Annotated in this window: 18 protein-coding genes; 12 read left to right on the top strand and 6 right to left on the bottom strand. The window is 35.3% G+C overall.

From position 1 onward, the window contains the following. Positions 1-110 precede the first annotated feature (110 nt). The 6 genes from CQZ94_RS13160 to CQZ94_RS31735 all read left to right on the top strand — a co-directional run bounded on the left by CQZ94_RS13160 (position 111) and on the right by CQZ94_RS31735 (position 6719). Entirely contained in the window at positions 111-1601 is a 1491-nt protein-coding gene (locus CQZ94_RS13160) for a coproporphyrinogen III oxidase (protein WP_142395830.1), read from the top strand. 246 nt (positions 1602-1847) lie between these two features. After that, positions 1848-3404 (top strand): fatty acid--CoA ligase, encoded by a 1557-nt coding sequence (locus tag CQZ94_RS13155; protein ID WP_105585749.1) that lies wholly within the window; start codon positions 1848-1850, stop codon positions 3402-3404. 720 nt (positions 3405-4124) lie between these two features. Next, positions 4125-4592, top strand: coding sequence for an Ig-like domain-containing protein (locus CQZ94_RS31750; RefSeq protein WP_258166022.1), 468 nt, complete (start codon positions 4125-4127; stop codon positions 4590-4592). Between the two features lie 37 nt (positions 4593-4629). Further along, entirely contained in the window at positions 4630-5286 is a 657-nt protein-coding gene (locus CQZ94_RS31745) for a prealbumin-like fold domain-containing protein (RefSeq protein WP_258166021.1), read from the top strand. Between the two features lie 5 nt (positions 5287-5291). Continuing rightward, positions 5292-6434: a Cna B-type domain-containing protein gene (locus CQZ94_RS31740; protein ID WP_105585746.1), complete on the top strand. Its 1143-nt coding sequence runs from the start codon at positions 5292-5294 to the stop codon at positions 6432-6434. An 18-nt stretch (positions 6435-6452) separates the two neighbouring features. Next, positions 6453-6719 (top strand): LPXTG cell wall anchor domain-containing protein, encoded by a 267-nt coding sequence (locus tag CQZ94_RS31735; protein WP_105585745.1) that lies wholly within the window; start codon positions 6453-6455, stop codon positions 6717-6719. 109 nt (positions 6720-6828) lie between these two features. Here the strand turns inward: CQZ94_RS31735 and CQZ94_RS13130 are convergent, their stop codons facing one another. Next, complete coding sequence (locus CQZ94_RS13130) at positions 6829-7434, bottom strand: DedA family protein (protein WP_105585744.1); 606 nt, start codon at positions 7432-7434, stop codon at positions 6829-6831. Positions 7435-7633: 199 nt separating this feature from the next. Continuing rightward, entirely contained in the window at positions 7634-8266 is a 633-nt protein-coding gene (locus CQZ94_RS13125; RefSeq protein WP_105585743.1) for a GNAT family N-acetyltransferase, read from the bottom strand. Between the two features lie 108 nt (positions 8267-8374). Here CQZ94_RS13125 and CQZ94_RS13120 point away from each other — a divergent pair, with 108 nt between their 5' ends. After that, positions 8375-9193 carry a MerR family transcriptional regulator gene (locus CQZ94_RS13120; protein ID WP_105585742.1) on the top strand — a complete coding sequence of 273 codons (819 nt, stop codon included), beginning with the start codon at positions 8375-8377 and terminating at the stop codon, positions 9191-9193. A gap of 192 nt (positions 9194-9385) precedes the next feature. On the opposite strand, the gene CQZ94_RS13115 is transcribed toward CQZ94_RS13120, so the two are convergent. After that, positions 9386-9856 (bottom strand): hypothetical protein, encoded by a 471-nt coding sequence (locus CQZ94_RS13115; protein WP_016119669.1) that lies wholly within the window; start codon positions 9854-9856, stop codon positions 9386-9388. Positions 9857-10089: 233 nt separating this feature from the next. Between CQZ94_RS13115 and CQZ94_RS13110 the strand changes: the two genes are divergently transcribed. The 3 genes from CQZ94_RS13110 (at position 10090) to csaB (ending at position 14911) form a co-directional block, all read left to right on the top strand. Then, positions 10090-11568, top strand: coding sequence for a SulP family inorganic anion transporter (locus CQZ94_RS13110; RefSeq protein WP_105585741.1), 1479 nt, complete (start codon positions 10090-10092; stop codon positions 11566-11568). A gap of 559 nt (positions 11569-12127) precedes the next feature. Beyond that, a complete protein-coding gene (locus CQZ94_RS13105; RefSeq protein WP_105585740.1) occupies positions 12128-13648 on the top strand; it encodes a putative polysaccharide biosynthesis protein in 1521 nt (506 codons plus the stop codon). 165 nt (positions 13649-13813) lie between these two features. After that, a complete protein-coding gene (gene csaB, locus CQZ94_RS13100) occupies positions 13814-14911 on the top strand; it encodes a polysaccharide pyruvyl transferase CsaB (RefSeq protein ID WP_105585739.1) in 1098 nt (365 codons plus the stop codon). 196 nt (positions 14912-15107) lie between these two features. On the opposite strand, the gene patB1 is transcribed toward csaB, so the two are convergent. Together patB1 and CQZ94_RS13090 are read right to left on the bottom strand one after the other, a co-directional pair. Then, positions 15108-16298 carry a secondary cell wall polysaccharide O-acetyltransferase PatB1 gene (gene patB1, locus CQZ94_RS13095; RefSeq protein WP_105585738.1) on the bottom strand — a complete coding sequence of 397 codons (1191 nt, stop codon included), beginning with the start codon at positions 16296-16298 and terminating at the stop codon, positions 15108-15110. Between the two features lie 24 nt (positions 16299-16322). Continuing rightward, positions 16323-17738, bottom strand: a complete 1416-nt coding sequence (locus CQZ94_RS13090; protein WP_105585737.1) for an MBOAT family O-acyltransferase — start codon at positions 17736-17738, stop codon at positions 16323-16325. A 226-nt stretch (positions 17739-17964) separates the two neighbouring features. Between CQZ94_RS13090 and CQZ94_RS13085 the strand changes: the two genes are divergently transcribed. Next, positions 17965-19422, top strand: a complete 1458-nt coding sequence (locus CQZ94_RS13085) for an MBOAT family O-acyltransferase (protein ID WP_105585736.1) — start codon at positions 17965-17967, stop codon at positions 19420-19422. 9 nt (positions 19423-19431) lie between these two features. Continuing rightward, positions 19432-20463 carry a hypothetical protein gene (locus tag CQZ94_RS13080; RefSeq protein ID WP_105585735.1) on the top strand — a complete coding sequence of 344 codons (1032 nt, stop codon included), beginning with the start codon at positions 19432-19434 and terminating at the stop codon, positions 20461-20463. 163 nt (positions 20464-20626) lie between these two features. Here the strand turns inward: CQZ94_RS13080 and CQZ94_RS13075 are convergent, their stop codons facing one another. Next, a complete protein-coding gene (locus CQZ94_RS13075) occupies positions 20627-22021 on the bottom strand; it encodes an O-antigen ligase family protein (RefSeq protein ID WP_105585734.1) in 1395 nt (464 codons plus the stop codon). Positions 22022-22137: the final 116 nt, after the last annotated feature.

Raw genomic sequence — 22137 nt, 5'->3', positions numbered from 1 at the left:
ATATTCAGCGAGTTGTAAATAGGATATAAAAAATAAGGTAAAACCTTCTGTATTGACCTGCAAACGCCCTTCAAGTAAACTAAAGAGAGTTTGCAAATGAAAAGGTGATAATGTTGTTAATTTCAATTAAAACGTTACAAGACGATCGTTTTTTACGTCCGCTACAAAATATTGGCGGTTTATTTTTTGAAGAGAGCACGATAGGGTTTGATAAAGAAGAAGCAAATCTTATCGTTGATATACAGATAGAAGGTAATGTGACAGCATCGGCTCGTTTAACAGATGTTGCGACTGGAAATGTATATGAAGAAACATTCTCTAAAGATTTATCTGCTTTCACAGAAGAAAAAGAACGTATGAAGCAAGTGAAACATGTTGTTTCTTACGTATATCTTTCTGTACTTCAACAGCTAACTGGACTTGAACAGAGCTGGGGAATATTAACTGGGGTACGCCCAACGAAACTTCTTCACAAACTGCTTCAAAATGGTATGTCAAAAGAAGAAGCGCATAAAGAACTTCGTGAAAGTTATTTAATTCATGAAGAGAAAATTGAACTTCTTCAGCGTATTGTTGATTGCCAATTAGCGGTTGTTCCGGATTTATACCGTTTGAAAGAAGAAGTAAGTATTTACATCGGTATTCCGTTTTGTCCTACAAAATGTGCGTACTGTACGTTCCCGGCTTATGCAATTAACGGACGCCAAGGATCAGTTGATTCGTTCTTAGGCGGGTTACATTATGAAGTTCGTGAAATTGGTAAGTTTTTAAAAGAAAAAGGTGTTACAGTTACGACGATTTATTACGGCGGCGGTACACCGACGAGTATTACAGCAGAAGAGATGGATATGCTTTATGAAGAGATGTACGAAGCATTCCCAGATGTGAAAGATGTACGTGAAGTAACAGTTGAGGCAGGTCGCCCAGATACGATCACACCAGCAAAGCTAGAAGTGTTAAATAAATGGAACATTGACCGTATTAGTATTAATCCGCAGTCATACCATCAAGAAACACTAAAAGCAATTGGACGTCATCACACTGTAGAAGAAACGATTGAGAAGTATCATTTAGCACGTGAAATGGGAATGAACAATATTAACATGGATTTAATTATTGGTCTTCCTGGTGAAGGATTAGACATTTTCAAGCACACGTTAGATGAAACAGAAACGTTAATGCCAGAATCGTTAACAGTTCATACGTTATCATTTAAACGTGCTTCTGAAATGACGCAAAACAAACGTAAATATAAAGTAGCTGGTCGCGAAGAAATTACTGCGATGATGCATGAGGCGGAAGAGTGGACGAAGAACCATAATTACGTACCATACTATTTATATCGTCAAAAAAATATTTTAGGTAACTTAGAAAACGTTGGTTATGCAATGCCGACGCAAGAAAGTATCTATAATATTGTTATTATGGAAGAAGTACAATCGATTATCGGACTTGGTTGCGGGGCATCAAGTAAATTTGTTCACCCACAAACAGGAGCAATTACACACTTTGCGAATCCGAAAGATCCAAAATCATATAACGATGGCTTCGTGAAATATACAGAAGATAAACTGAAAATTTTAGAAGAGCTATTCGTGTAAGGAGAAGAAGGCTGTCCCAATTTTGGGATGGCTTCTTTTTAATATAGGGGACTATTGTCGTCAGTTTTTGTCGGTAACTCGATATATCTTAAAAATAGCCGATATAATTTCATTTACCAAGATGCCGCACTGTTTGTAAAACTATGTCGATAATAATCAGAAAAATTAGTCAAATTATTAGAGGACAATGTCTACTTATAGACGAAATGATAGATTTATGAAAGAGAAAAGGGGGAAATTGTTGGCATGTACATGACGATAGGGAGAATTTTTGATTTGGCAGTTGGCAAGTATCCGAATAAAGAGGCGTTAGTAGAACCAGAAAAAAATATTCGTTGGACATATAAACAGTGGGATGAGCAAATAAATAAAACGGCGCAAGCTCTATTGAAAGAAGGAGTAAGAAAGGGAGATTGTGTATCTGTTTACTTATATAACTGTCGTGAATTTGTAAACGTTTACTTAGCCTGTGCGAAAATTGGCGCGATCTTCAATCCAATTAATTTCCGCTTAAAAGCAAAAGAATTATCGTATATCCTCCAAGATGCAGCCTCGAAAGTAGTTGTCTTTGAAAAAGCAGTCGAATCAACAGTTGCTATGATTGAACGAGATTTTCCAAATTCGTCTTTTTGGTATGTAGAAGACGATACACCTTCCTATGCTAGTTCTTACCATGAAAAAGTAAATGAAGCATCAGCTGAAAAAGTAGATATTGTAGTCGATGAAATGGATTATTGCTCTATGCTTTATACGAGTGGTACGACGGGTCATCCGAAAGGCGTACTACATCGCCATCGTGATATGGCTGAGCATAGTATGATTTGTACGTATTTCATAAAATATAACAGGGATAGCGCCGGGCTTGTGGTAGCACCTTTATATCATTGCGGCGAGTTAAATGCTGGAATAATACCGCGCATTCAAGTTGGCGGAAAGAATGTTATTTTACATCATTTTGATACGGATAGAGTATTACATACCATTCAAGAAGAGAAGATTACGACGTTTTTTGCAGCACCAACGATGTGGAATATGTTACTGCAAAAAGATCTAACTAAGTATGATTTAACTTCGATGAAGATCGGTGTATATGGCGGGGCTGCGATGGCTCCAGCGCTAGTGAAGGAATGTAAAGAGCGTCTTTATATTGATCTTGTCCAAATTTACGGAATGACAGAAATGGGACCGGTTGTTGCGTTTCTTGTAGAAGAGGATCAAATTACGAAAGCTGGTTCAGCAGGAACACCATGCTTTAGCCATGAAATTCGAATCGTCAAACCGAACGAAGATGCACCGGCAGAGCCAGATGATATGTTGCCTCCGTATGAAGTAGGGGAAATTATTTTGCGCGGCCCAACTATGATGGCTGGATATCATAATCGAGAAGAAGCAAATGTAAAATCGATGTATAAAGGCTGGTATCATTCTGGTGATTTAGGATACTTCGATAAAGACGGCTATTTATTCGTTGCAGATCGCGTTGATGATATGGTAATTAGCGGTGGTGTAAATATTTATCCTCGTGAAATTGAAGATTTCCTTCATAGTCACCCTGGTGTATTAGATGTTGCAGTACTTGGTGAGCCAGATGAACTATGGGGAGAGCGTGTCGTTGCGGTCGTTGTAAAGAAAGATGAAAATATTTCAGAAGTTGATTTAGAAACATATTGTAAAGAAAGTGATGAATTAGCAGACTATAAACGTCCACGTCATTATTTATTTGTGGATGAACTTCCGCGTAATGCGAGTGGAAAATTACAAAAATTTGTGCTGAGAGAGTCGTTGAAAGGCGCGAAAAACTAGGCGATAGAGCAGTCGTCTATACAAATGAGGCTATCTTTCTTAATAAAGAAAGGTAGCCTTATTATTGTAAAATTATTAAAGATGGGGAGATCGCAGGCTAAAAAATTTGTATGTACCTTCTATTTATAATTACTTCCTATTATTATAGTAGAATATATTTTTGTTTAATGATTTGATTTTAAAATCATATTACCTGTTTTAAATAGGTAGGATTTTGAAGTGGATGAGAAATATTAAAATAGTAAATATAGGTGTGTAATTTCGGAATATGTTCGTGCTTCAGTGCGAGTGGAATAAAGTTATTAGGAGAGAATGGTACTGGATAATATTCGAAAGAGAAAAACACCCAGTCATCAGATGACCCTTTGACTAAAATGGTGATTTAGTATATTTTGGTAGTATGAATATAGTAATAAATTAATATATAAATGAACAGTCTTGTAATGTATTTTTATAAGTACTAATATTTATTGTTGGCTGCCAAAACAAGAAGTAGAAAGGAACAATATGGTTAATGAATCGTGTTGTTTACTGCTTTGTTTTGCATGATTAAAGATAGTTTGATGCTGCAAATATTCTTTAGTTGTAACCTTTTTTAAGGTGGGAAAGATTCCACAACAGAAAAATGTGAGAATTAGAATTGGAGGCTTTATGAGTACATATTTAAAAAGAATATCTGTAATCTGTTTTATTTTTACTGTTATTATTGGACAAGTTTTTATGCCTATTATAGGAAGTGCTCAAGAATTAAACACAACAGGATTTGTTGATCGTTTTACATTCAACAAAACGGAATTAAATTATGGAGAACGATCGGGAATAAGAGTAGATTTTAGTGATAAATCTGGAAATCAAATGAAGGCTGGAGACACAGTAACATTAACGCTACCGGCAGAATTAGCAGGATATAGTAAAACGATTGATTTACAGAATGATACAGGTGTTAGCTTTGGTACTTGCCAAGTAACATCAACGAATGTGGTATGTACATTTAATGATATGGTTGAGAAACTTCAAAATATTAGAGGTTATTTGTATTTTGAATTTAAAGCAACTAGTAATGTAGGAATGAATCAAACGATACCAGTTGATACAAATTTAGGCACAAGTTTAGCAACTCAAAGGGTAACAATTAAAGGGCCCCACAGAATCGACGGGTCCATCATCATTTATCTACAAAACAGGTGAAATTTACCCAGACGCTCCCAATGAGGTGAAATGGGAGTTGAATGTAAACACTAGTAGTAACAAGGAACAGTTAGGTGCTGATATTGTTTTGACTGATACTTTACAATCATATCAAACGCTGAAGCAGGAAGGGTTTATTATAATAGTCGGAAATACGGGTGTAACTCCGCAACAATTTATCGATCAAGGTTATGGTACGATTACGCTTAACGGTAACTCTTTTTCCCTTAGAGGTTATAAGGATCAGGTAAGTGGTAAGGGTATCAGTATTCGATATAGCTCGATTATAACTGATAGCGGAATGAATCAAGATGAGTTTTATAATGATTATACAATTGATTACCAGATTTTTAATCAGCCGCCAGTAACTGTTTCAAAGAATGCATGGGTTAAAAATATAAACGCAGGTGGCGGTGCACAAGGTGATTTACCACCTAAAGGTACGCTAAGAATTGTGAAGCACATTGAAGGAGATAATACAAAATTCATCCCAGATGTTACGTTTAAGTTGTATAAGGAATCGGGTGAACAAATTGGCGATACGTATACAACGGGTGCAGAAGGTATTGTTGAAATTTCTAATTTAGACCCAGGAAATTACTATGTAACAGAGATTAAAGCTCCAGAATATGTGGATTTTGATCCTCAAAAAAATTCGACTTTACAGTTGATGCAACTGCTCAAAAAGGTGTAAAGTTGATGATTCCGAATAAGGTGAAAACGACATCCATTTCAGGAACGAAGACTTGGAATGATAACAATGCAACAGATCGTCCGAGCACGATTCAAGTAGACTTACTGAAAAATGGTGACGTAATCCAGACACAAGACGTGACAGCAGCAAACGGTTGGAATTATACATTTGCAAATATACCTGCATATGATAATGACGGTAATGCCTATACGTACACAGTAAAAGAGCATCCAGTAGCGGTATATCAATCGAAAGTTAATGGATATGATATTACGAATATAAAGATACAGGAAGCAACAGAAGTAGAAGAAGAAGGTAAGTTGGAAACAACAGAAGAGTTGAAAGAAGAAAAACCGGAAGAACCAAAGGTGACAGAGGAGCCGAATGTGCTTGAGAAGCCAGAGGTGAAAGAAAAGCCGGAAGTGTCGGTAAAACCAACAGAAGAGCAAGAACAAGTTGAAACAACAGAAGACTTGAAAGAAGAAAAACCAGAAGAACCAAAGGTGACAGAGGAGCCAAATGTGCTTGAGAAGCCAGAGGTGAAAGAAAAGCCGGGAGTGTCGATAAAACCAACAGAAGAGCAAGAACAAGTTGAAACAACAGAAGAGTTGAGAGAAGAAAAACCGGAAGAACCAAAGGTGACAGAAGAGCCGAATAAGCTAGATAAGCCAGAGGTAACAGACAAACCGGAAATCTGGGTAAAACCAGAAGAAGAACAAGTGGAAGAAGAAACAATAGAAGAGTTAAAAGAAGAAAAACCGGAAGAACCAAAGGTGACAGAAGAGCCGAATGAGCTAGATAAGCCAGAGGTAACAGAAAAACAGGAGATCTTAGTAACACCAGAAGAAGAGCAAAATAAAGAAGAAACAACAGAAGAGTTAACAGAAGAAAAACCGGAAGAACCAAAGGTGACAGAAGAACCGAATGTGTTAGAAAAACCGGAAATCTGGGTAAAACCGATTGAAGAAGAAAGTAAAGAAGAAACAACAGAAGAAATAGAAGAGTCATTAAAACCGGAAACACCGAAGGTAACAGAGGAACCAAATGTATTAGAGAAGCCAGAGGTAACAGAAAAACCGGAGATCTTAGTAATACCAGAAGAAGAGCAAAATAAAGAAGAAACAACAATAGAAATAGAAGAGCCATGAAAATCGGAAATACCAAAGGTGACAGAAGAGCCAAATGTGTTAGAGAAACCAGAGATAACAGAAAAACCGGAAGTACAAAACAAACAAGAGGTACAAGGTAAAGTAGAAGCACAAAGCAAACAAGATGTACAAAATAAATCTGAAGTACCATCTAGTAAAGAAAATAATAAGCAATCAAAGTTACTTCCTCAAACAGGGGGAGCATCAACTGAATCTACTTCTATTATTGCAGGTATGTTCGCATTAATTTTTGGAGCGATGTTGTTTAGACGTAAAAAAAATTAATGAGCGTGAGAGTTAGTTCGGAAACAAAATGTATGTGAAAAAGCGGAGACTATGGGTCTCCGCTTTTTATTATTTTTGTACATAGCTAAGTGGGATGCTACTTATTGTTTTAATTTATACGTTTTAAAACCACATGCTTTAATTTTTTGCGAAATCGGGTGATTAGCGTAATGATAATAATGCCAAAGATGATTTTCCAAATGTGTTGTTCAAGTACCATGAATATATCTTCTAAGTTTTCCCCTAACCAGTAACCACCGATTAAGAAGAAGGATACCCAAAATAGGGCGCCTGAATAAATTGTCATCGCAAAGCGGCGAAACGGTAAGTTGATAATTCCTGCAAAGTATCCTGTAAAGTGGCGGACGCCTGGAATGAAAAAGACGATAAAGATTAGAAAATATCCGTATTTATCAAACCACATTTTCGTTAAATTAATTTTTCGTTCTGTTAAAAATACATATTTCCCGTATTTCTGAATGAAAGGCATGCCAAGTTTATTTCCTAAAAAGTATTGGAATGTCATACCTACGCTTGTCCCAATAAAGGATAAAATAATTAAAATTGGTAAACTTAAATCACCTTGATGTGATAAAAATCCTGCATAGGCTAATGTTGGCTCTCCTGGAAACGGAAGAGCAATATATTCTAAAAGTAATCCAATAAGTACTACATAATACCCATATTCCTGAAATAATTCGTGAATCCATTCCATGTTGTGCGCTCCTTTTTAAATTGAAGTTGTTACACATCTTCCTCTTTTTCGCACTAATCGAACTGAAACAATAGTAGTAGAAGAGTTTGGCTGGAGGATTTAAGTTAGTATGATTTTTTGACAACCACTCGCGAGTGATATCATACTTAATATAGCTCTTTGCTAATTAGCAAAGAGCATTGAAGTGCAAATGTTACTATTAGTTAAAGTCATAGCGGTATAAAAATATGTTAAAGTCTTCTTCTTTTGGTCCGAAATTAACTGCTTTTTCTTGTATACGTTGGAAGTTTTGTTTGTCATAAAATCCATAGTTGCATTCGTTATCTGTATATAAATATAAAGATGTTACATCTTCTTTTGTCATATAGTGGAATAGGTCGTTTAGTAAAGATTTCCCAACTCCAAGACCTCTAGATTCTTCGGATACGATGAATAATTGTATGCAGCCTTGAAAATGATCTTCTTTTCCTTGAATTAGTTCTTTATATGTTTTTTGAACTTTTATAAATGCTTTTAAAAATCCTCTATTCTCTTTATTCGTCATGAATAGTTTCAGCGTGTTAAAGGCAAAGCTAAAACTATTATGGAATTTCTTTAAACGGTTTTTATCTTTTTCGGAATCGCCTAAAATGACACCGATAATTTTATTATCTTTTTCAGCTACCTTACTAAAGGAACTTCCTAAAATACAACTGTGTAGGTAGAAGTTTAATATTGAATTTAAAAATTTTTTATCTGTAATGAATTCATTAAATCCAAATGCCTCGCCAATTAAATGTTTTATAGGCTCATAGTCCTCCTTAACTAGACTTCTATATTTTACTGTGTTCATAATTGTATACTCCCTTTATCAATGTAAATGACTTATTATAAATAGTAAGGTCTCCTCTAAGGGGAGAGTCAATAGTAGTAGGATAAAAATAAAAAGGAAGAGATTCATGTGAAAACATTATTTTCTATTGGAGAAGTTGCAAAAATAAAGGATATTACGATAAAGGCGTTAAGGTACTATCATAAGGTGGGAATTCTTATTCCAAAACATATTGATGAATCAACAGGATATAGATATTATTCTATAGATCAATTCATTCACATTGATATTATAAAAAGCTGTAGAGAGTTGAACACTAGTATAGTAGAACTTCAAGAGATTTTTAAGGAATGTAATACGGACAAGTTGTTGCAATTTTTACAATTAAAGAGAGCGGAAGCGGAAGAGCATATAAAGAAAATGAAAGAGGTAATTGAAACGATTGATGGGTTAAATGAGAAAGTAGGGAGTTCACAGGAAATATTAAAAAGTGATGAAGTATGTATTCAGTTCTTTGAGCAGCGGAATGTGATTGTAGCGCCATGCAAAGAAGTGGGGAGTTTACAGGAGTTACTGTACTATTCTAATTTAGAGAAAATCATTCAAGATTATGAAGATAAGATGTCAATGGAAATGGGTATTCTATACAATATCAATGAAAAGTGGGATGTAGAGCCAAAGTATGTTTTTAATAAGGTGCAAGATCATGTACATATGGAAGAGATGCAAAATATAAAAGTATTACCGAGCGGGAACTATGTAACATTAGCGTATAGTAAAGAAAATGAAGAAGAACGTCGAAATACTATAATTAAATATACAGAAGAAAATAATATAGAAGTGGAGAGTTTTATTGAAGTAGAGTTAGTTAATGATTTTTTTAATACGGAGTCTTATAGTTGTCAAATTCAAATTTTTATAGGGGATAGTGAGAATAAGAAGTTTTGATTCCATAATTTTATGGAATGGAGTTAGGTTCTTATTGGGGGAAATTGCAACAGTGCATGAAATTATATCGAACACAACTTTACATATATTGACTTAAATACAAAATAAGACAATAATAGCCTACCTATTAATAAAAAGAGGGCCGTCCCAAAAAAATTGGGACGGCCTCATGAGTAGTAAGGAACGAACGTATTATTTACGTGAGAAACCTTCTTCATCAAGGTATTCCGCAGCTTCTGGATAAGAGTTGAATGTACCGTCTAAGTTTACGCCAGCGTAAACGTTCCACATGTCATCCTCTTGAATAAGAGTTAGGATATGACCGTCTTCGTTACGCCATTCTTCTTCGGCAGCAGGTTCCATTGGTGCTACAATTTCCTCTTGCTCCTGTGATAGACGTTCAATTACTTTTTCAATTAATGAACGCAGTTCTTCTTCTGAAAACTCACGGATGTTAATCATGCCTTTATCATCTGTTTTATAACCTTTAATGAAGTTTGCATATACAAATCCGTTTCCATTTGGGTGTAAATGATATACAACGTTCTTTTTATCTAAACGACTTTCTTCAAAGTGAAAGTTTACGCGTTTTAATGATACGTTCTTTCTTTCTAATTCCGGGAAAGATTCAATAATTGATAATTTTTCTTCAAAAGTTAGCATAGTGCCTCCAAGTATATAGTAAAAGATTTAATTTGTTCATTATAGCATAGTCAGGTTTGTTTCCAAAGATAGATTCGTCATATTGCTGTTTTTTAGTTTGACTTGGGAAGGTTATTTATAAATGTAGACGTTTACTTCACGAGACTGTAAAGAGTTTTTTATAAACTGGCTAACGAATGAGTATTTTTAGGTGTACAATGGAACGTGGACTTTATACGAAGGTGGTTATTTTTATGTTTCAAAAAATAGCAAAGGAATGTTTAGCAGGGTTTACTGTTGCGATTGTTGCTTTGCCGCTAGCAATTGCATTTGGTATTGCCGCAACGGGAACGTCTGAAGGAGCGCTAGTCGGATTGTATGGTGCGATTTTTGCAGGTTTGTTTGCGGCGTTATTTGGCGGTACACCGGGGCAAGTAACGGGTCCTACTGGGCCGATTACAGTTATTGCAACAGGCGTTATTGCAACTCACGGATTAGAAGCAAGTTTTATTGCATTTATGATGGCAGGGTTATTTCAAATCTTATTTGGTGTATGTAAGCTCGGTTCTTATGTTCGTTATATTCCGTATCCTGTTGTTTCAGGGTTTATGAATGGGATTGCACTAATCATTATTTTAGGTGAAATGAAGCACGTACAAAATAGCTTTTTACTTGTGTTATTAACGATCATCGTAATGATTGTTTCTGGAAAATGGATTAAGGCCATTCCATCAAGTTTAGTAGCATTAGTAGGTGTTACAGTAACGTTGCCATTATTTTCTTCTATGCTACAAGGAATTACGGTAAACTTACCAGTTGTAGGAACTCTTTCTTTAAATAAGATGATTGAAAAGATTGGTGCAATTCCAGAGGCGATGCCATCTCTTCACGTACCGAATTTAGACGCAAATGGCATGTTAGCACTTGTATTACCAGCACTTAGTATTGCTTTACTAGGATCAATTGACTCATTATTAACGTCTGTCGTAATGGATAATGTGACGGGGACACGTCATAAAAGTAATAAAGAGTTAATCGGACAAGGTATTGGTAATATTGCGAGCGGTTTGTTCGGCGGATTAGCAGGAGCAGGTGCAACTGTTAGATCCATCGTCAATATAAGAAGCGGGGGGAAGACGGCACTTTCAGCTTGTATGCATAGTGTCATCTTATTCATTTTCATTATGGGACTCGGTTCAGTGGTACAATATATTCCGCTTGCTGTATTATCAGGTATTTTAATTTTAACTGGCATAGGTATGTTCGATTGGGAAAGCATGAGGAAAGCACATGTAGCCCCAAAGGGTGATGTGATTGTTATGTTCGTGACGATGGTTGTGACAGTGAAATTCGATTTAATGGTTGCTGTTGCGTTGGGCATTATTCTTTCTTTCATTATATACATGGTGAAGTGTAAAGAACGTAAAGCTTCTATTATAAAAGAAAAAGAAGCGACGTATACGATTCAGGGACCACTTTCATTTCTATCAGTAGATCGTATTTTTGCTTCTTTACAAGATGTGAAGTCACCAGTTAGTTTACGTATGAAAGATGTACGCTATATGGACGTATCAGGAGCTATGGCGTTATTAAACTTTGTTGAGCAATCGGATAAAGTAGGAGCGAGTGTGACACTTGAACATGTACATCCGCATGTTGAAAAGACGATAGTGATGATGGCGAATGATGAGCAAAAAGAAAAATTACAGTTTTTGAAAGCTGAGGCAATATAATAATAAGAACCTTCACACGAGTTGCGTTGTAGAGTGTGGGGGTTCTTATTATTTAGACATGTGTTGTTTATGTGGAGAATCCTTATGTCTGGATTTTATAAATCTGTTGAGCATCAATTAGATCATCTAGCTTCAAATTATATTCAGGATTTGAGAAATGGCTACCTTCACAAATTAATTGTGTACGGTTAACGAAAATATAAACTTAAGATGATTGAATAAGCCACATTTCGTCTGTTTTTTCGGATTGCTCAACTTCTTCTTGAAAAGGGAAATTTAAGAATTATTTCACTTAATTTAGCGTGTTGCAACAATCCTCTTACTGACAAGAGATACAGTATATTACAGGTTTATCTTGAATAAGTAAAAGTAGTAAATTTAAGGGAAAACGGGATAGGAATAATCTTATATTGTACATATTATATTTGGAATGAGAGTATTCAATATATAAGAAATTTGGTATGATAACTAAATGAAATAGAGTGAAGTTTCTCTAGATTAAGCAAGAATACTGACTTGATATTTATTTAGATCATATTTGAAAGAAAAGAGATAGAAGATGAATAAAAAGTTTGTAAAAGGCGCTGCAATTTTAACCATTACAACGTTCCTATCGAAAGTGGTGGGGAGTTTTTTTCAAATTCCATTGCAAAATATAGCGGGAGATGAAGTACTTGGGATTTTTCGCCTCGTTTTTCCTGTATATATGATAGCCTTAACTTTATCAGTAGCGGGGGTTCCGCTAGCAATATCCCAGCTAATTGCTGAACTTCATGAAAAAAATGATTGGGACGGAATTGCTAAATTGTTTACGTCCGCATCTATTATCGGTGTTATATGTGGGATATTCGGATTTTTAATTATTATCATTGGATCGAGTAGCATTGCAAATATGCTTGGTGGACAAGAGACGAGGCTACCATTAATTGTTACTTCATTTGCCTTGTTAATCGCACCATACATGGCAGTGTATCGTGGATATTTCCAAGGATTTGGAGATATGATACCTACGGGCGTATCACAAGTAATTGAGCAGTTGATTCGCGTGTTCTTTATGCTAACGATTGCTTATGTATTTGTATATTGGAATAAAAGTAGTGATATCATAACAGGTGGAGCGATGATTGGTTCTTGCTTTGGCGTTATTACGTCACTTATATATTTACGAGTAAAATATGTGAGAAGCACGTATCGTTATAAGAGTAAAACGTATTCGTTACAAGACTTTAAGAAAAACGCGAAAAAAATACTCCGTGTTTCAATTCCCATTGCCATTGGAGCGTTATCTATGCCGGTTTTAAATTTAGTTGATTCCGTAACAATTCCACATGTACTACATGAATCTTCTGCAACTATTCAAGAGCAATTCGGTATATATAGCCGTGGTTTTGCATTTACGCAATTAATTGTTGTACTTGCAAGCGCAATGGTATTTCCATTAATTCCATTATTAACAGCTGCTTTAACAAAAAAAGATATAGCTCTGGCTAAATTGACAGTAAAGCGCACAAATGAGTTTGCGCATGTTTTAACAATGCCGCTAACGATATGGCTTATGGCGCTCGCAGTACCGCTTAATGTTGGATTATTTACAGACACAAAAGGAAGTGGCATGCTAGCCATTTTAATTGGTAGTTCGTATTTCACATCACTTACGGTATTATCAATAGGAATTTTGCAAGGGATTAAGCGTTCAATGCAAGCGGCATGGATTATCATTGGTGCGAGTTTCGTAAAAATTATTTTAAATATAACGCTAGTAAAACAAGTTGGTATAAATGGAGTAGCGTATAGTACTCTAATCATATATATACTGATTTGTATTGCGAATTACATTTATATTAGAAAAGACCTTTCCTATCCAATACATATAGGGAAATTTATAGCGGTGATTGTAGTATCTAGTATTTTAGGGGCAGCATTATACTTTGTGTCTACACTTATCAATGTGACAGATTCTAGACTTTTTGCAATGATATATAGTGCTGTAGCGCTAGGGATAGCTTCCTTGTTATATGGCGTATGTGCGTTGAAATTAAACTGGATATCGAAAGAACAAATTCCGTTTTTACGTAAATAAATTCGATTATTATAGAAAATGAACAGCATTATAAATAAGTATGGTTTGTTATATGTTTTTAAAAGAATTCAATTTGAAGTTATCAAACCTTTCTCGGTAAGGAATTAATAGCAATTTGTTTAATTACAAAAAGAGTTGATTATGAAATGTTGGAGGAGGCTAAGAGTGCGGTTAGTTTTATCAGGATATTATGGTTTTTATAATGTTGGGGACGAAGCAATTTTACAATCAATTATTAAAGCGCTGCATGAAGAGGATCCTACTCTTGAGCTTGTTGTACTTTCTAATGACCCCGACTATACAAGGGAAATGTACGGTGTAGAGGCGGTAAATCGTTGGGATATAAGAGCGATTTACCGAGAAATAAAGAAAAGTAATGGTTTAATTAGTGGAGGCGGTAGCCTCTTGCAAGATAAGACGAGTATAAGAAGTATTCTATATTATACAGGTATTATGCGGTTGGCTCTTTTGTTGAAAAAGCCGTATTATATTTATGCCCAAGGAATCGGGCCTATTACGAAGAAGCGAAATCGTTTATTGGTGAAATGGCATATATCGAAGTCTGAATATATATCAGTGCGTGATGAAGACTCTTTTTTGTACTTAAAAGAAATTGGTATTAAGAAAGACATCGAACTTGTTCCAGATCCAGTATTAGCTTGTATACCAGAAAAAAAGAAGACCAATTGGCTGCAAAAACATTCTTTACAAGGGAAAGTTGTTGCGGTTAGTGTACGGTACTGGGATGCAAAAGAAAATTATATGAAGAAGTTAGCAGGCACGCTAAAAAGACTTAAGCAAGAGGGATATCATATTTTATTTGTACCGATGCATGGTCCATTTGATCAAAATGCATCAAGGGAAATCATTAATTTGATGGGAGAAGAAGCACACATGCTCCCTTATAAAATGGATATTCATGAAAAAATCTCTATTTTATCAGAATGCTCCTTGCTAATCGGAATGAGACTCCATGCTCTTATATTAGCGGCAGTTGCTAATACTCCTATGATTGGCATTTCATATGATCCAAAGATTGATTCGTTTGTACAACAAGTAAACCAACCAAGTATTGGGAGTGTAGATGGAGGTTGGACGCCAGGGACACTATATAGCATGGCAATCAACCAAATAGAACAAAAAGAAGATATGCAAGAAACTTTAGGGCAAAGGGTAGAGGAATTACGAGAACAAATTTCAAGAGCATCCAAACATATTATTAGTGACTTACATGCAAAAGAGTCTATAAAAAGAGGGATGTAATCTTAGTTTTAGAGAGGTAGAGGGAAATTTCCTAGCTCTTTCTCCTTTTTGTAGTTGAAGGTAGTGATAAAAAAAGAGAAGGTACAAGTGAAATAATAACAATGTCGAAACCCATAATAGTTTAATTTATTATTTCCCACAAATAGCGGAATAAATAAGAAGAAGCCTCTTGTAAATTGTTTACAAGAGGCTTCTTTTATTGTTTAAACTTAAACATCTCACCACTCAAGTTCGAATCACTATACACAAACAATACCATGTTAATATTGTTGTCTTTAATGTATTGATATACATCCTTTTCGTGATAGTGACGAAGGTCGAGGATGGATGTGTGTTTGAAGCTTTGTGCTAAGTGAGGCACGATTGCGTTTGCGAATGAGTCTTTTAGGACTAAAGCTCGTACATCATTTGGTGCATTGTTATTTTCGATGACGATTTCTGGATAGTCGTTTGTGTAGTAGCCTGCGTATGATGTTGTGTCTTTTTGTTTTCCTACGCCATATAGTTCATCTAATGTGCGACATACGGTGCCGTTTACATCTTTTGCGGCTAAGCTCGTAAAGTTGAAACCGTCTTTCGGTGTGTAGTAGCATAGTTTTTCTCCAGTCGCATCGATTAGTTGGTATAGCTGGTTGTTAAAGCTTCCGACTAGATGTTTATTAGGAGCACACGTACGAGTGTAATCTTCTTTTTTTATTTCTTTTCCTTTATATATAGAAGATTGTTGCGCGATTGTGTTCATTATATATTGATAGCCTAAGAAGGCACCATCCATATTCCAGTGATGGTCTGTTTTGAAGTACATACTTTGTATTTCTTCATTTGTATAGTTTTTCTTGAAATGTTCCATGAGTTTAATTGGCTTTACGTCCGCTGGAAGTTTATTTAGAAAATAATTTAAATTTTCCTGTGCATATGTGTGAATATGAGAAGGCAATTTAAATGATAATGCATTCGTTTTGGACGGTGGTAAGGCAAAGTAAAACTCAATATTTTGTTCTTTTAAAAACTGAGATAAGTCTTTTACAGCTGGCATAGCTTGGTCAATCTCATTATATTTTGTAGTCCAAGCAGGGTTTTTTAGAAGCCATTTATCATCAGTTAGAATAATATCGTTAATGAGAGACTTGCCCATTTTAATTTGGGTAAGTGTATAGTTTTTTATGAGATCATCTCTTCCGATTAATTGATCGTTTGTATATGTCTCAAAGTCTTTAAAGAAACTACCATTTGCGAGAGCTTCTTTCGTAAGAGCTGGTTTTTGAGCGAGCGGACGATTTTCAACGGGCGAAACTGCTCGGTCAGTTTTGAGAAGCGATAATATGCCAAATGAAAAGATAATGGTGAGAAAACCGATAAATAGGACGATGTTCCCCAATTTTTTCATAATAACTTTTCCTTCCTACATAAGTTAAAACCTGAAGTAAATAAATGGATTGTACGTCGAATTAATTAAATACATAATCGAAATCATAAATAATGATAGTAATAATATAGGACGTACAACTTGCATCGTGAACATGTACGTTTTGGGTGCAAGTTCTAATATGTTTTTAACACGTTTCAAAATTGGTGTCGCTGCGATAAAGGCAATGATAAATACGATAATGTATTCATGTATATATAGCATTGTGTTGTCATCGATGAAAGATTGCCCTTGCATACCAAACATCGCTTTTAAATATTGGAACGAGTAGGCGAAGTTATCAGCTCGGAAGAAGACCCAACCAATCATAACGATGATTAGTACATATGCGTGTTGCAGCGGCTTCCATAGCTTATTTAATATTTTCTCAAATCCAGCTTTTTCAATGGAAATAATAAAGCCGTAATATAAGCCCCAGGCGATAAATGTCCAGCTTGCTCCGTGCCATAAACCGGTTAATCCCCATACGATGAAGAGGTTACGGTAATTTGCTAGTTTTGAAACACGGTTTCCGCCGAGCGGAATGTATATATAGTCGCGGAACCAAGAGCCTAGTGTAATGTGCCATCTTCTCCAAAATTCTGAAATGGATTTCGAGATATACGGATAATTGAAGTTTTTCGGGAAATCAAATCCGAACATTTTTCCAAGTCCAATTGCCATATCAGAGTACCCTGAGAAATCAAAATAGATTTGAAGAGTATAGGCGATAATACCGATCCAAGCCGTTCCAACGCTTATTTCAGACGTTGGTAAGGCGAAGATTTTATCGGCGACAAATCCAACTTGGTTGGCAATTAATATTTTTTTCGCTAATCCTAAAACGAAAATTTGGATACCTTCTGTAAATCGCTCAAAAGAATGGATGCGCGTTTTAATTTGTTCAGCAACGATATTGTAACGAACGATTGGTCCGGCAATGAGCTGCGGGAAAATTGATATATATAACGCTAAGTTAAGTGGATTCTTTTGAACATCTCCATCTTTACGGTATATATCGATGACATATGACATCGCTTGGAACGTATAGAATGAAATTCCAATTGGTAGTGGAATAGGATCCACATGAATAGATAAATGCAAAGTTTGATTTAAAATGTCTGTGAAAAAGGAAATATATTTAAAATAAGAAAGTAATAAAATATTTCCGGCCACAGCCATAATTAAAAATGTGACTTTCATATTTTTTCGTTTATCATAATGATGCACGAGTAGGCCGAAGCAGTAGTTTAAGAGAATAGAAAAGAGCATTAAGAGAACGAATCGTGGTTCTCCCCATGCATAGAAAATTAAACTAAATGCAAGTAATACGAAATTACGTAGCTCGGCACGCACTATAAAATAGAAAAATAATACGAGAGGTAAAAAGATAAATAAGAAAACAGAACTACTAAATACCAAAGGACTCTCCTCACTTTTTTCAAAATACATTTCGTGCAAAAAACCGACATATCTATTATATATTTTTTTGTATAAAAGCACCTTTAATATTTTAGCATGTTAATAATTCGATTGAAATGATTATCCTATATAATAGAAGAAAAGGGGAGCGGAATCCTTTTGACACTCACTATTTGGATAAGATAAGATGAATAAGGTGTGATTTGTTTAGAAAGGAAGAGATGGTGTGTTATTTAACTCATTTGAGTTTATTTTTTTATTTTTACCGATAGCATTTCTTTTATATTTTCTATTAAATAAATTTGGACATGCTACATTAGCGAAAGCTTGGCTCGTTGCGGCCTCTTTATTTTTCTATAGTTATTGGAATGTGAAATATTTACCGCTTATGTTAGTGTCGCTCATTGTGAACTACTTTATCGGAATGAGGCTCGTAAAACATAAGAGTAAATTTCTTTTAACAGTAGGATTAATATTTAATATTGGGATGCTTAGTTATTTCAAGTATTATGATTTTTTCTTACAAAATGTTAATGCATTGATTGGAACTCATTTTACATTATTATCATTAACGTTACCGCTCGCGATTAGTTTCTATACGTTTCAAAAGATCGCATTTTTAGTAGATACGTATCGCGGGGAAACGAAGGCATGTCATTTTCTTGATTACGCATTGTTTGTAACGTTTTTCCCGCAGCTTATTGCAGGGCCGATTGTGCATCATGCGCAAATTATGCCGCAATTTGCGGATAGTAGTAAAAAGCGCTGGCAATCGAAGTATATCGTTCTTGGTATATTCGTATTTGCAGTTGGTATTTTCAAAAAGGTAGGTATTGCAGATGTATTATCACCCCTTGTACATGAAGGGTTTGATGTGCAGCAATCATTAACATTTGTCGAAGCATGGCTTTCGTCGTTAGCGTTTACGTTCCAATTGTATTTTGATTTTAGTGGATATAGTGATATGGCAATTGGAATCGCTTTAATGTTTAATATTAAATTACCTCAAAACTTTAATTCACCGTATAAAGCAGTGAATATACAAGATTTTTGGCGTCGTTGGCATATGACGCTTAGCCAGTTTTTAACGAAGTACGTATACATTTCTCTAGGAGGAAATCGAAAAGGAATTACGCGTACATACGTAAATATTATGATTGTATTTTTAATAAGTGGACTTTGGCATGGAGCTGGTTGGACATTTGTTTTTTGGGGATTCTTGCACGGCGCGGCTTCTGTTATTCATCGCTTATGGAGTAAAGCAGGAGGGCGCATGCCAGTTTTTGCTGGTTGGCTCGTTACGTTTTTCTTCATTAATATAACGTGGGTATTCTTTAGGGCAACATCGATGCATGATGCGGTGAAAGTGTTAAAAGGAATGTTCGGACTAAATGGAATCGAATTAGCAAATAGTGTATTCCCGGTATTTATAATAGAGAAGCTGCAATTTTTAAAAGAGTACGGTGTTTCATTTACAGAAGGGTATCATGTCTCTTTATTAGATCCGAAAATGGTAGCGTATATTTTCGGAGCGCTATGTATTAGTTTCTTCTTAAAAAATTCAATTCAGTTAAAAGACTCATTCCGTCCGAATGTATGGACTGCTTTATTTACTGCAGTATTGCTCGTATATAGCGTGTTACATTTAACGAGTATTAGTGAGTTTTTATACTTTAATTTCTAGGTGGAGAATATGAAAAACAAACATTGGCTTATTGTCGTTTTTGTATGTGTTTTTGTTCCTCTGGCAGGTGTCGGGATATTTAATAGCTATATAGATTCTCTTTGGTTATTCCCGCATAAAAATAAGTGGAATGATGTTCAGTACGGGTTTAACGAGAGACAGCAGAAAACAAATTATATAACATACCGTCCGTTTACATATGATGGAGTTATACTTGGAAGTAGTAGAACGACTTTTATTAACGAGAATGACTTCACCGGGTTAAACGCATTTAATTATGCGGTCAGCAGTACAGATCCGCGTGAGTATGATGCATATATTGAATATGCAAAAGAACAAAAAGGTAGTGAATTAGAGTCTATTGTACTTGGTTTAGATTTCCTTGGAACGAACAAAAATAGAGAAATCGGCTTTGATAAACCGGAAGTGTATATTAATCAGGCACAAAGTTTATTGTATCCGGTCAAATCGTATGTGAGTATGGACGGGATTACTTATTCAAAGAATACAATTGAAAACTCTATCCATCATAATACGGCTATTGATCGGTACAACCGAGAGAATATAAAATCGATGCGTGATTATACGAAAGAAGAACGCGATGCACAAGTAGCATCGCAAGTAGATAAGTTTAGTAGAGAGATTTACGGCGGGAATTATGAGTATCAAAATATGAAAGAAATATTAGGAACAGTAAAGGCTCATAATCCGAATACGAAGTTTTATATTTTTACAACGCCAGTTTCAGAGCCTCTGTTCCGTACGATGATTCAATCAGGGCGATGGGAAGATTATAAAAGGTGGCTTCATGACGCGGTAGATGTATTTGGGGAAGTTCATCATTTCATGTATCTCAATTCCGTTACAAAGAATTTAGATAATTATATGGATGGGCATCATTTCAGACCGGAAGTCGGGCAGATGATTGCGCATAAAGTTGTGAATGAAGAGGATAGTAATGTCCCGAAAGATTTCGGTATTGTCATTACGAAGGATAATATTGATGAGGTGTTGGAGCAGATTCATGCATCTTTTCAATAGGGGAAGCTTGAAAGGCTAGATCATATGTGATCTAGTCTTTTTTTATAGATTGCTGCTTTATCAAACTTTGTCGGTAAATCGATATCTTCTGTAGAATCGTTACTATAATTTTATGTACTACTTTCAAAAAGAGAAGCAGCATCCAAATGGATGCTGCTTCTCTTTATTCTACCTCTAAATCAACAATTAAGTAAGCGAGTATAACAACGAAGAAAATACTAACGGACGGCGCTGTTAATACGTGGCCGGACATAAAGCCGATTCCAAGCGATAGTACAATGGTGCTAGCTAATAGCATATATTTCACAGTTAATATTTTCTTGAAGTTTGTTATGATGCGAATGAATAATTTAATACCGAAGTATAGAAGCGGTATTAAGTAAATAAGGAAACCGACGATTCCGAATGCAAAGAATAGATCGTGGAAGTCCATTTCGATTAATTTAATTTTAACCGTATAGTTACCAGCATAGCCCATTCCGAATAATTTTTGTGATAGTGGTGCGTCTTTATAGTATTGTTTGTATACTTTTAAAAACTTATCGCGATCACTGTAAATTAAACTTTTGACCTCAGAGTCTGTTAGTTCACCTTTTGCGTGTCTTTTCTCTGCGTCTGGATCTTCTTTAATTACTTTTCCTTCTTTTCTATCCTTTTCTTCTTGTACTGATTTTTTGTATTCGTATATTTGCATGTGGATGCCCATATTTTTTGCGATAGGAGTATGCGGTGTAAGGGCAATTAAACCTCCTAGTACAATAGCGACAACAACTGTATTTATGAGATATGTGAATCCTTTTCCTTCTTTTTTGCGATGAATCATATATTCAATGAATGAGAATAAAAGTGCTACGCCAAGCGTTAGAACAATTGCACCATACCCTACTTTCGTTCCGACCATAATACTTGCATACATCGCGAGTATTGTTGGAATCCAGTAATAGATTTTCGAGAAAGAAGTTGTTTTATGAATCGAATAGAGCACTACGATTGGGAACATAATTGCAAAAATAGAACTTAAATCATTTCCAGCAAAGAACCAACCTCTTGAACCAATCTTTGAGTGAGGGTAGCTTGGGAAATCTGTACCAGTTTGCATGGCAACAATCAGTGTGATGCTTAAAATTAAAGTTGCATATAAGAAATATGTAATGATTTTATGAAACGTATATTCTTTATTTTTTAATTCTTTAAAGACGATAATATATCCAAACAGTAGCACAATTGGATATATGCTCTTTAAAATAAATTTCACTTCTTCGCCAAATGAAACTGGAGATTTAATCATCATATTATTTGCAAGACCAATTGCTAGTACGATCCCGAGTAGGCATAAATAGAGAATGTACTTTTTCGCCCCATGTTGTTTTCTATGAAGAAGTAGATAACCTAATGCAAGAAGCATAAAGGCGAAACGGACTACGATTCCAACTGTTGCGCTCATGTGTAATACATAGATTGAAAAAGACGTTAATAAATCTAAAATTGGTTGAAACACGATGAATAGCAATAGGAAATGCGGGAAGTAGTTATCCGTTTGTTTCAACTTATTAACCATATATTCCTCCATTTCTTCATTCCTTTAGTTCAATACCCAAGAGATGGGGATAAAAGCCTTATTTACATAATAAGGCGAATGAATTTCAATATTTGTTTTTTTGCATCAAACTTAAG

Origin of the sequence: Bacillus sp. MYb209, assembly GCF_002975175.1 — a bacterium.
In the GTDB taxonomy this organism is placed as follows: Bacteria; Bacillota; Bacilli; order Bacillales; family Bacillaceae_G; genus Bacillus_A.
Note: the sequence above shows the minus strand (reverse complement) of the source record. Positions and strands in the feature narration are given on the sequence as shown.

Coding starts and splice junctions, on each gene's coding strand:
- CQZ94_RS13160 (WP_142395830.1), top strand. CDS start 111: ATGTTGTTAATTTCAATTAAAACGTTACAAGACGATCGTTTTTTACGT.
- CQZ94_RS13155 (WP_105585749.1), top strand. CDS start 1,848: ATGTACATGACGATAGGGAGAATTTTTGATTTGGCAGTTGGCAAGTAT.
- CQZ94_RS31750 (WP_258166022.1), top strand. CDS start 4,125: ATGCCTATTATAGGAAGTGCTCAAGAATTAAACACAACAGGATTTGTT.
- CQZ94_RS31740 (WP_105585746.1), top strand. CDS start 5,292: ATGATTCCGAATAAGGTGAAAACGACATCCATTTCAGGAACGAAGACT.
- CQZ94_RS13130 (WP_105585744.1), bottom strand. CDS start 7,434: ATGGAATGGATTCACGAATTATTTCAGGAATATGGGTATTATGTAGTA.
- CQZ94_RS13125 (WP_105585743.1), bottom strand. CDS start 8,266: ATGAACACAGTAAAATATAGAAGTCTAGTTAAGGAGGACTATGAGCCT.
- CQZ94_RS13115 (WP_016119669.1), bottom strand. CDS start 9,856: ATGCTAACTTTTGAAGAAAAATTATCAATTATTGAATCTTTCCCGGAA.
- CQZ94_RS13110 (WP_105585741.1), top strand. CDS start 10,090: ATGTTTCAAAAAATAGCAAAGGAATGTTTAGCAGGGTTTACTGTTGCG.
- CQZ94_RS13105 (WP_105585740.1), top strand. CDS start 12,128: ATGAATAAAAAGTTTGTAAAAGGCGCTGCAATTTTAACCATTACAACG.
- patB1 (WP_105585738.1), bottom strand. CDS start 16,298: ATGAAAAAATTGGGGAACATCGTCCTATTTATCGGTTTTCTCACCATT.
- CQZ94_RS13080 (WP_105585735.1), top strand. CDS start 19,432: ATGAAAAACAAACATTGGCTTATTGTCGTTTTTGTATGTGTTTTTGTT.
- CQZ94_RS13075 (WP_105585734.1), bottom strand. CDS start 22,021: ATGGTTAATAAGTTGAAACAAACGGATAACTACTTCCCGCATTTCCTA.